General features: G+C 68.3%; 11 protein-coding genes and 1 tRNA gene. 10 read left to right on the plus strand and 2 right to left on the minus strand.

Annotated elements, in window-relative coordinates:
- Positions 1-144: 144 nt before the first annotated feature.
- The 10 genes from QN152_06240 (at position 145) to QN152_06285 (ending at position 8,524) form a co-directional block, all read left to right on the plus strand.
- The gene (locus QN152_06240; protein MDR7539120.1) at positions 145-870 is read left to right on the plus strand and encodes a sigma-70 family RNA polymerase sigma factor; all 726 of its coding nucleotides are present in this window, start codon (positions 145-147) and stop codon (positions 868-870) included.
- Positions 871-913: 43 nt separating this feature from the next.
- Positions 914-1,585: a histidine kinase gene (locus QN152_06245; GenBank protein MDR7539121.1), complete on the plus strand. Its 672-nt coding sequence runs from the start codon at positions 914-916 to the stop codon at positions 1,583-1,585.
- Positions 1,563-2,261, plus strand: coding sequence for a LytTR family DNA-binding domain-containing protein (locus tag QN152_06250; protein ID MDR7539122.1), 699 nt, complete (start codon positions 1,563-1,565; stop codon positions 2,259-2,261). The genes QN152_06245 and QN152_06250 overlap by 23 nt, the downstream gene beginning before the upstream one ends.
- Before the next feature lie 3 nt (positions 2,262-2,264).
- On the plus strand, positions 2,265-3,056 hold the full coding sequence (locus tag QN152_06255; GenBank protein MDR7539123.1) for an SDR family oxidoreductase: 792 nt from the start codon (positions 2,265-2,267) through the stop codon (positions 3,054-3,056).
- A 64-nt stretch (positions 3,057-3,120) separates the two neighbouring features.
- Complete coding sequence (locus QN152_06260) at positions 3,121-3,810, plus strand: alpha/beta hydrolase (GenBank protein MDR7539124.1); 690 nt, start codon at positions 3,121-3,123, stop codon at positions 3,808-3,810.
- A gap of 33 nt (positions 3,811-3,843) precedes the next feature.
- Positions 3,844-3,921, plus strand: a tRNA-Glu gene (locus QN152_06265).
- A gap of 131 nt (positions 3,922-4,052) precedes the next feature.
- Positions 4,053-5,525, plus strand: coding sequence for an extracellular solute-binding protein (locus QN152_06270; GenBank protein ID MDR7539125.1), 1,473 nt, complete (start codon positions 4,053-4,055; stop codon positions 5,523-5,525).
- 84 nt (positions 5,526-5,609) lie between these two features.
- Positions 5,610-6,680, plus strand: coding sequence for an ABC transporter ATP-binding protein (locus QN152_06275; GenBank protein ID MDR7539126.1), 1,071 nt, complete (start codon positions 5,610-5,612; stop codon positions 6,678-6,680).
- 45 nt (positions 6,681-6,725) lie between these two features.
- Complete coding sequence (locus QN152_06280) at positions 6,726-7,667, plus strand: sugar ABC transporter permease (GenBank protein ID MDR7539127.1); 942 nt, start codon at positions 6,726-6,728, stop codon at positions 7,665-7,667.
- Positions 7,664-8,524 (plus strand): carbohydrate ABC transporter permease, encoded by an 861-nt coding sequence (locus tag QN152_06285; GenBank protein MDR7539128.1) that lies wholly within the window; start codon positions 7,664-7,666, stop codon positions 8,522-8,524. Before QN152_06280 ends, QN152_06285 begins: the two co-directional genes overlap by 4 nt.
- Before the next feature lie 77 nt (positions 8,525-8,601).
- On the opposite strand, the gene QN152_06290 is transcribed toward QN152_06285, so the two are convergent.
- Positions 8,602-9,351, minus strand: a complete 750-nt coding sequence (locus QN152_06290) for an OB-fold domain-containing protein (protein MDR7539129.1) — start codon at positions 9,349-9,351, stop codon at positions 8,602-8,604.
- Positions 9,352-9,591: 240 nt separating this feature from the next.
- Positions 9,592-10,006: thiolase family protein (locus tag QN152_06295; GenBank protein MDR7539130.1), on the minus strand; the 415-nt coding region annotated here is incomplete at its 5' end.

The following is a 10,006-nucleotide window of genomic DNA, read 5'->3' on the forward strand; positions in this document are numbered from 1 at the left end:
TGGGAGAGCCACCTTGCCGCTGCGCGCCCGGCACCGGGATTTTCGCAGCCTGCACGCCCCTTCCGGCCTGTCGCGTGTCAAGGTGAGCCTGGGGAGACCTGCCCGTGCGATCATGAGCGCCGTCATCCCGGTGAGGTCATGGGTGTGGGGCGATCCGCGGTGTACGAACCCGCCGCTGTCCCGGTGTCGCCGCGCAACGGAGCAACACCGCCACAGGCGAACCGCGCCCCTGTCCCACTTCCTTCCGTCGATGCCCTGCTGCCGCTGGTGTACTCCATCGCCCGGACCATGAGCTACGCCCTGCCGGCGGTCGTGGAGCTGGACGACTTGGTGCACGACGGGGTGGTTGGCCTGCTGGAATGCGCCCGCCGCTTCGACCCTTCGCGCGGCGTTGACTTCCGTACCTACGCCAGCCACCGCATCCGCGGTGCCATCCTGGACGGCCTGCGGGCGAGGGACCCGCTGCCGCGCAGCCTGCGCCGCGCGGCGAAGGCGGCGGGACGCGCCGCCGGGGAGGGGAGAGATGGAACGCGGCCGGGCCCGCTGCGGGTGGCGACCCAGTTTCTCAGTCTCGACGATGTCGGGCCCGTGTCGGAAGAGGCGCCGGAGCCGGAGGCCGAACTGCTGGCCAAGGAGCTGCGCACCGCGCTCGTTCAGGCCATGGCGGCCTTGCCGCCGCGCGACCGGGAGATCCTCAGGCTGCGGTTCGGCCGGGGGATGCGCCTGCGTCAGGTGGCGGCGCACTGCCGCATCTCCGTCAGCCGCGTGGCCGAGCTGCAGGAGCGGGCGGTCCGCCGGCTGCGGGCGGTCCTGGAGGTGCCGCGGGCGGCGGAGCTCTCACCAAACGGCCGACGTCGCCGCGGGCCGTAAATGGGCACATGCCGTCTCGCCTGATCAGGCGGGGGGAAGACCGGTGTGGACGCCTGCAGCACCCCACTTCCTGTGCAACGCGCTGACGGCCATTCAGGCGTGCGTGCGCTCTCGCCCCGCCCTGGCCGAGGAGATGATCGCCGTCCTGGCCCGGTTTGTGCGGGCGACCCTAGGCCGAAGCGAAGGGTTGGTCTCCGTGGCCGAGGAGCTGGCGCTGGTGGGAATGTACCTGGGTCTGGAGCGGCTCCGCCTGGGGTCCCGCCTGCGCACCATCATAGATGTGGACCCGGGGGTGCTGGGGGCACCCATCCCCGCGCTGGTGGCGCAGCCGCTGGTGGAGAACGCGGTGGTGCACGCTGCCGCCAGCCGCGCAGCAGGGGCCACGCTGCGGCTGACCGTGCGTGGACGGCCGGGGCGCCGGGAGGTGCTCATTGTGGTGGCCGACGACGGGCCGGGGATGGTCCGGGTGCCCGTGCGCGGAAGCCTCGAGCAGACCCTGACCATCGCCGGGGCGGGCCGCCTGGGCCTGGGCACGCTGCGCCGCCGTCTGGACGCACGGTACGGCAGTGACGCCAGGCTGCGGGTGCTGCGCCGTCCTGGCGGAGGGACCGTCGCGGTGGTGACGCTGCCGCTGGAGCCGGCGGTCGGGGTGCACCCGGGAGTCCGGGGTGCCGCAGCGGCGCAGGAGAACGGTGCGCGCGCTGATCGTGGATGACGAGCCGCCGGCGTGCCGCCGCCTGGCCGGGCTGTTGGAAGAGCTGGGGGCCACCGTGGCCGGCACGGCGGGGACAGCCGCGGAGGCGCTGCGGCTGCTGGACAGAGTGCCGGTAGACGCGGCCTTCCTGGACGTGCGCCTCCCGGAGGTGGACGGACTGGCGCTGGGGGACCGGCTGCAGCGCCAGGGCGTGCCGGTAGTCTTCGTCACCGGCTTTCCGGACTTCGCCCTGCCCGCCTTCGACCTGGGGGCGGTGGACTACCTGCTGAAGCCGGTGAGCCGCGACCGCCTGGGAAGGGCCCTGGCACGGCTGGCGGGGCGGTCGGCAACCTCCGGCGGCGTGGACCGCCTCTGCGTGCGTGAGGGCCAGGACCGCCGCCTCCTGCCGCTGTCTCACGTCCTCTACCTGCGGCGAGACGGCGAGATCACCACCGTGGCCCTGGACGGTGAGGCGTTACGGGTGCGGGAGGCACTGCGGCGGCTGGAGGCTGTGCTGGCCCCGCACGGGTTCTTCCGCTGCCACCGCGCCTACCTGGTCAACCTGCGTCGGGTGCGTCGCATCGTGCCGTGGTCCCGCGACGCGCAGAGCCTGTTGCTGGACGATCCGAAGGAAACCCTCATCCCCCTGGCCAAATCCCGCATACAGGAGTTGCGCCAGTTGGTGCTCTGGCCATAGCCGATGGATCTGGGACTGCGGGGGCGTACAGCCCTGGTGACGGGCGCCAGCCGTGGACTGGGGAAGGCAGTGGCGGTGGCGCTGGCGGCCGAGGGAGCGCGGGTAGCCATCTGCGCGCGGGACGCCCCAACACTGGCGGCGGCGGCGGAGGAGATCGCCCGGGGTGGCGGGACGGTGCTACCGGTGGCCGGGGACGTCACGCGGGGCGACGACGTGGCCCGGGTGGTGAGTGCCGCGGTGCAACAGTTTGGGGCCATCGACATCCTGGTAAGCAACATGGCAGGACCACCCGCCGGCACGTTCCTGGAGATGGACGAGGCGGCCTGGCGTGAGGCGGTGGATCTGATCTTGCTTGGCGCGGTGCGGCTGTGCCGGGCGGTGCTGCCCGCCATGCGGCAGCGCCGCTGGGGGCGGATCATCGCCATCACCTCCTACGTACTGAAGCAACCGCTGGCGGCGCTGACGATATCCAGCTCGCTGCGCGCTGCCGTCGCCGGGCTGACCAAGACCCTGGCCAATGAGTATGGTCGAGACAACATCCTGGTAAACGCCGTCTGCCCCGGACCCATCGCCACTGACCGGCTGGACCAGCTGACCCGGGGCTACGCGGAGCGGGAAGGCATCTCCGTGGAGGAGGCAGAGCGGCGCCTCTGGACCGGGGACATGCCGCTGGGGCGTGTGGGCCGCCCGGAGGAGCTGGCAGCGGTGGTGGCCTTCCTGGCTTCGGAGCGGGCCAGCTTCGTCACCGGCACCGTGATCCAGGTCGATGGGGGGAAAGTCAAGTCTCTGCTCTAGGCGGAGTTCTCGACCGGCGCTGTTCCTCCCGAGGCGCCGGGCACCGTTCGCCCTGAAGGGCCGGGTGCTCATCGTTCCGGGCGCAGGCCTTGCCGCCGTGCTGGTCCTGCTGGTAGCTGTGGGCGCGCCGCCGGCGCGGGCCCACACCCCCATCCGCTTTCCTACCGACGACGGGATGGCCATCGCCGGCTATGAGATCGGCCGCGGCCGCACGGCGGTCATCCTCTCGCCCATGTACGCCACCGACCAGCGCATCTGGTTCCCCCTGGCCGAGGAGCTGGCCCGCCGCGGCTATACCGCCATCACCTACGACTACCGGGGCATCGGTCGCTCCGGCGGAAGATTTGTAATCGCGCAGACGTACCGTGATGCGCTGGCCGCCGTCGCCTACGCCACCCGCAGAGGCCCACGGCCGGTAGTCCTCATCGGCGCCAGCATGGGAGGGACCGTCTCCCTGAAGGCGGCGGCGCTGCGGCCGGTGGCTGGCGTGGTGGTCATCGCCAGCGGCATGCGCTTCCGGGGCCTGGACGTCCGTCCCCACCTGCCGACGCTGCGCACTCCCAAGCTCTTCATCGCGGGGACGGGCGACCAGCCCTTCGCCGACAGCGTACGCACCATGCACATGCGCACCCCCCCGCCGAAGGCCCTGCGCCTCTACCCCACAGGGGCCCACGGTGTCCACCTTTTCGCCACTCCCCAAGGCCCGGCGATTCGGGCGGAGATCCTGACCTTCGTCCGCACCTACGCGGACTGAGGCGGGAGGCGGTGGTATACTTGTCCCGGCCTCGCCCCCATCGTCTAGCCAGGCCTAGGACACCGGTCTTTCAAGCCGGCAACGCGGGTTCGAATCCCGCTGGGGGCACCATCAATCCCGCTACCGCAGCTTGATCGCAATTGCAATCCACGCCGGAAGCCCTCTATACTTTCTGCCAATAGACCCACAAAGCCCGGTTGGCCACGGCAAATGCCAGAGATTGCTGAGGGGGTGGAGAGTGCGTGAGTGACCAGAGGACCGACAGGTGGGTGCGGGTTGCGGAAAACCGGTGGCGACGTCTCTCTCGTCGGGAGTTTCTCAAACTGACGGCCGCTGGGGCAGCGGGGGTGGGTGTCGCCGCCAGCGGGCTGCGCTCTATCTTCGGGCCCATCCATGTGGTGCGGGCGCAGCCGAGGACCCTGCGCATCATGACCTGGAGCCACTTCGTTCCGGCCTACGACACCTGGTTCGACCCCTTCGCCAAGCAGTGGGGGGCGAGTCGGGGGATCGAGGTGACCGTGGACCACATCTCCTTTGCCGACGTCGTCCCTCGGGCCACCGCGGAGGTGGCAGCACAGCAGGGGCACGACCTCTACTTCTTCCTGGCACCTCCCTCGGCATTTGAGCAGCAGGTGCTGGACCTGACCGACATCAACCAAGAGGCCGAGCGGCGCTACGGTCCCATGATCCCCCTGGTGCGGCAGAGCACCTACAACCGCAACACCCGCAAGTTCTTCGGCTTCTCGGACAACTGGGTGCCCGACCCGGGCGACTACCTGAAAAGCGTGTGGGCCGGGGTGGGCTTCGCCCAGGGCCCGAAGACCTGGGACGACCTGCTGGTGGCCGGACGGGAGATCAAGCAAAAGTTTCCCCGGATCCAGATCCCCATTGGCATCGGGCTTTCCCAGGACATCGACTCCAACATGGCCACCCGGGCCATCATGTGGTCCTTCGGCGCTTCCATCCAGGACAAGGACGAGAACATCGTCCTCAACTCCGAAGAGACCATCCGCGCCGTGGAGTTCGGTGCCAGGCTCTTCCGCGAGGTGAGCACCCCGGCCGTCCTGAGCTGGAATGCCGCCTCCAACAACCAGGCGCTGGAGGCAGGGCAGACTGCCTACATCCTCAACTCCATCTCCGCCTACCGCTCGGCACAGGACCGTCGCCTGCCCACGGCCGCGGACATCTTCTTTGTCCCGGCGTTGCGCGGCCCCAGGGCCCGCTGGGCCAGCGAGCACGTGATGGGGGTCTGGGTGATCTGGCGGTTCGCCCAGGCACCGGATCGGGCCAAGGAATTCCTCCTCCACCTGGTGGACAACTACCGGGATGCGGTGATGGCCAGCAAGCTCTACAACTTCCCCTCCTTCTTCGGCAGCGTGGCGGAGAAGACTGTGCCCCTGGCCCAGAAGCCGGCGGAGGGGCGGAAGTGGATCCGCTCCGTGGTGTTTAAGGATCCCTTCGCCTCGGTGCCGCCGGACAAGCTGAAGGTGCTGGCCGACGCCGAGCAGTGGTCCACCAACATCGGCTACCCTGGCCCGGCCAACCCGGCCGAAGGCGAGATCTTCGACACCTTCGTCATCCCGGACATGTTCGCCAAGGCGGCCACGGGGCAGCTCACTGCGCGGCAGGCGGTGCTAGAGGCGGACCGGCGGGTGAAGGAGATCTTCGCCAAGTGGCGCCGTGCCGGGCTGGTGGGCGGCGGCAAAGACAGGTAACATCAACCAGATGTGAAGGCCAGGCGGGGTGCGTCCGGTCTGCGGGCGCACCTCGCCCTGTCCCCTGGGGTGAGGCGAAAAGGTATGGAGCGGGGCTACGTCGAGACGCGGGACCTGCACAAGTTCTTCGGAGAGGTGCACGCTGTGGATGGCGTCAACCTCTCCGTGAGGCAAGGGGAGCTGCTGGTCCTCCTGGGGCCTTCAGGCTGCGGGAAGACCACGTTGATGCGCATGATCGCTGGCCTGGAGACGCCCACCGCCGGTGAGATCTTCATCGCCGGCGAGCGCATGGACGCCGACGTGCCGCCCCGCGCCCGCGGCATCGCCATGGTCTTCCAGAGCTACGCCCTCTACCCGCACAAGACCGCCTTCCGCAACATCTCCTTCCCCCTGGAGGCGATGCGACAGCCGCCGCGCCTGGTGCGGGAGCGGGTGCACGGCGGGGCGCGCATGTTCGGCATCGAGCGCCTGCTGGACCGCTTCCCCCGTCAGCTTTCCGGCGGGGAGCGGCAGCGTGTGGCGCTGGCCCGGGCGGTGGTGCGCGACCCCAAGGTCTTCCTCTTCGACGAACCGCTCTCCAACCTGGACGCGCAGTTGCGGGCCATCGCCCGCTACGAGCTCAAGGAGTTCCAGCGGCAGATCGGGACCACCACCATCTACGTCACCCACGACCAGGTGGAGGCCATGGGGCTGGGCGACCGCATCGCGGTCATGGAGAAGGGGAGGGTGCGCCAGGTGGGCAGCCCGCAGGAGGTCTACGACTACCCCGCGGACACCTTTGTAGCCACCTTCCTCGGTTCCCCGCCGATGAACCTGGTCGAGCACGACGAGGAGACGCTCATCGGCTTTCGCCCCGAACACTTCCTGCCGCGGGAGGTCTTTGATCCGCGGGACCAAGTGGTGGTCTACCACCTGCGGGTGCGGCAGGTGGAGCACCTGGGCGCGGACCGGCTGGTTTACGGCTTGCTGGAGGAGAAGCGCCGCTCGGACCAGCCGGTCATCGCCGGACTGCCGGTGAACGTGACCATGCCGGTGGCGGAGGGGCAGGTCTACGAGTTTGCCGTGCCCCGCCGGGCGATCCGCTCCTTCGATCGCCGCACCGGCCTGGCGCGGGATCGCGGTCCCGGAGATGGCTCGGCGGGAGCGGCACGGTGACCGGGAGCCCGGCATGGAGCCCGGTGGCCAGGCGGTGGTGACGCGGTGGCCCTGAAGGAGGCGCAGTCAGTGGTGGCGGCAGCCCCGGCGGTCTTCCGCCGCAGGACGCTGGCCGACCGGGACGATGCGCTGGGCCGGCTGCTTCTGGCTCCCGCTCTCCTCTACGTCGTCCTCCTGGTGGGTGTGCCCTTTGGCATGGCCGTTCTGCTCAGTCTCAGCGCAGCGCGTTCGGGGACCCTGACCTTCCCCTGGGTGGGGCTGCGCAACTTCTGGACCATTGCCGCCGACGCGCAGTTCCGCCTGGCCCTGCGCAACACCACCCTCTTCACCGTCGTCTCCCAGGTTCTGGTGATGGTCATGGCCACAGCCGCGGCCAGTGTCCTGGAGGCGGCCTTCTTCGGGCGGCGGGGTGTGCGCATGCTCCTGCTGCTGCCCTGGGCCGTTCCCGTTTCCCTGGCGGCCATGGCCTGGACGTGGATCTTTGACTCCACCTTCAGCGTGGTCAACTGGACCTTCCGGGCGGTAGGGCTGCTGAAGGGCTGGCTCTACTGGTTCGGTGACCCTACGCTGGCCATGATCGCCATCATCACCGTGCACGTGTGGCGCATGTTCCCCTTCGCCACGGTCATCGTCCTGGCCGGCATGTCCGCCATCCCCGCGGAGATCCGGGAGGCGGCCGTGGTGGACGGCGCCTCCTTCTGGCGGCGGCTCTTCCAGGTGCACCTGCCGCTGCTGCTGCCCGTGGTCACGGTGGCCGTCCTCTTCGGCGTGGTCTTCACCTCCACCGACCTCAGCGTCGTCTACCTGCTCACCCGCGGCGGTCCGTACAACAGCACCCACGTCCTGGCCAGCCTGGCTTTCCAGCGGGGCATCCTGGGCGCCGACCTGGGACAGGGGGCGGCCATCGCCCTCTTCCTCCTCCCCGTGCTGGTGGTGGTGGCCATCCTGATGCTGAGGGTGGCCCGGCGGGCGGAGGTGGGAGGATGAAGCGGCGCCTGGCGCGTGCAGCCAAGCGCGTGGGGCTCTACGGAGCCGCGCTGGCCTTCACCGTCTTCGCCGTCTTCCCCTTCTACTGGATGTTCCTCACGGCGTTCAAGCAGGACCGTGACCTATACGTAGGGGGGACGGTGGCCACCCACATCCCCTGGATCTTCAACGATCCGCCCACCCTGGAGCACGTGCAGTTGCTCTTCCGTCAGACGCTTTACCTGACCTGGGTGCGCAACACAGTGTGGATCGGGGGGCTGGTGGTGCTGATTACCCTTCTCTTCGCGCTGCCGGCAGGCTACGCCCTGGCCCGTCTGGCCGGGCGCTGGGGCGAGCGGTTGGGCATCGGCATCTTCCTTACCTACCTCATCCCGCCCACCCTGCTGTTCATCCCCTTCTCCCGCGTCATCGCCGTCCTCGGCCTGCAGAACTCCCCCTGGGCGCTGGTGCTGGTCTACCCTACCTTCACCATCCCCTTCTGTACCTGGCTGCTAATGGGTTTCTTCCGATCCATCCCCCGGGACATCGAGGAGCAGGCCATGATCGACGGCTACAGCCGGCTGTCGGCCATGCGCAAGGTGGTCCTCCCCCTGGCCATCTCCGGGATCCTCACCGCTGCCATCTTCGCCTTCACCCTGGTGATGCAGGACTTCGTTTACGCCCTGACCTTCATCAGCTCCGTGGGCAAGATGACCGTCAGCCTGGGCATCCCGGTGGCTCTGGTGCGGGGCGACGTCTTCTACTGGGGGTCGCTGATGGCGGCAGCCCTGATCACCAGCGTGCCCATCGCCATCGTGTACAACCTGTTCATCGATCGCTTCATCGCCGGCCTGACCGCGGGCGCGGTGAAGGGGTAGCCTGCCGGAGAACGGCCCCGGTGCAGTTCAGTTCCTACCAGGCACCGGTGCCGGTGCAGTTCAGCTCCCACGCAGCCTCAATCGTTATCACCGTGGCCTGATATCGCCTGCGGTCTGAAATAGGCTATGTCCAGGATGTGTCCTTTGCGCTCCGGAGCGAAGACGGCCTCGACCCTCATGCCCGCGTGCCAGCTACTCACCTCCGCTCCCCCCAGCCGGTGCACCAGGTCCGTGTCTGCTCCGTCCAGCCGAATGAGACCAAACTTTTGCCCGCCTCGTTCAGTAAACGCTGTAAGGATCCCGCCAGGCCCCACTTCTACCCATGCTTCCGTATCCAGCCCGCAGCGGGGGCACAGGCTGCGGGCTGGCACCAGTACTCGCTGGCACCTGGGGCAGCGGCTGCCGTATATGCGCTTCTCATCTCGTAGTCCCGCCAGGAACCGGGTGGCAGTCTTGCCCGCTGCGTAGATAAACGTCAGATACACACCTTGCTCAACTACAGCGGTCTCGTAGGCGAGGGGATGATCGGGCTGGTAGGAATCTGCGGGCATCGGCGTATGGACTGGTGGCTGCTCGTCCGTAATTTCGAAATGCCGGATATCGGTCATGCTTCCCTGTCGTTTATCCCGCCACACCGCCCGTACCCGCAGGCCGATGCGCAACTTCGATAGGTCCGTTTCGGCCAGGTAGTGGTTGAGCGTCGTGTCTGCGCCATCCAGCTGAATGAGGGCCATGCCGTAGGGCACCGGTCGAGGCTCGCCCGTGGCCGGATCCACGATCGGCAGGTGTACCACGGTGAACGCGCGCACGGTTCCTCTGTCAGCCACCGGGACCCACTCCTGGAGTGGGGCATGGCAGTTGCCACAGACGGGACGGGGAGGCAAGTAGACTCGCCGGCAGACGGGACAGCGCAGACCCAGCAGTCTACCCTCTTCCTTCAGCGTGCGAAAGAAATGCCCAAAGTACCACCCTGTGCCATAGCGCCAGGTTAGGTTCATGGAGATTGGCACATGTACGAATTCGCTCATCGTGCTGCTATCCCCCGCTTGCTGATCTGCCGCCTGAAGCTAAAACGCCTGGCTGGATAAAATCATGACGTCACTCCAGGCGTACACCCCGTAGCCAGTGGCCAACGCCGTCTGCACCCCAGGCACCTGGTGCTCCCCGGCGCGCCCCATGACTTGCATGGCCGCTTCGGCCACTCTGATAACCCCCGAGGCTCCCACCGGGTTGGTCGACAGTACCCCGCCCGAGGGATTCACCGGCAGCTCCCCATCTATCAGGGTAGTGCCCTCGTCGATCAGACGACCTGCCTCCCCATCCCCACAGAATCCCAGGGCCTCATACCACGCCAGCTCGGAGTAACTCACAGGCTCGTAGAGTTCAGCCGCGTCCAGCTGGCGCAGCGGATCAACGATACCGGCCTGGCGATAAGCCTCATGGGCGGCATCTCGCAACGTGCGCATGGTCACCAGCCTGCGG

The organism is Armatimonadota bacterium, from assembly GCA_031459715.1.
GTDB lineage: Bacteria > Sysuimicrobiota > Sysuimicrobiia > Sysuimicrobiales > Humicultoraceae > Humicultor > Humicultor tengchongensis.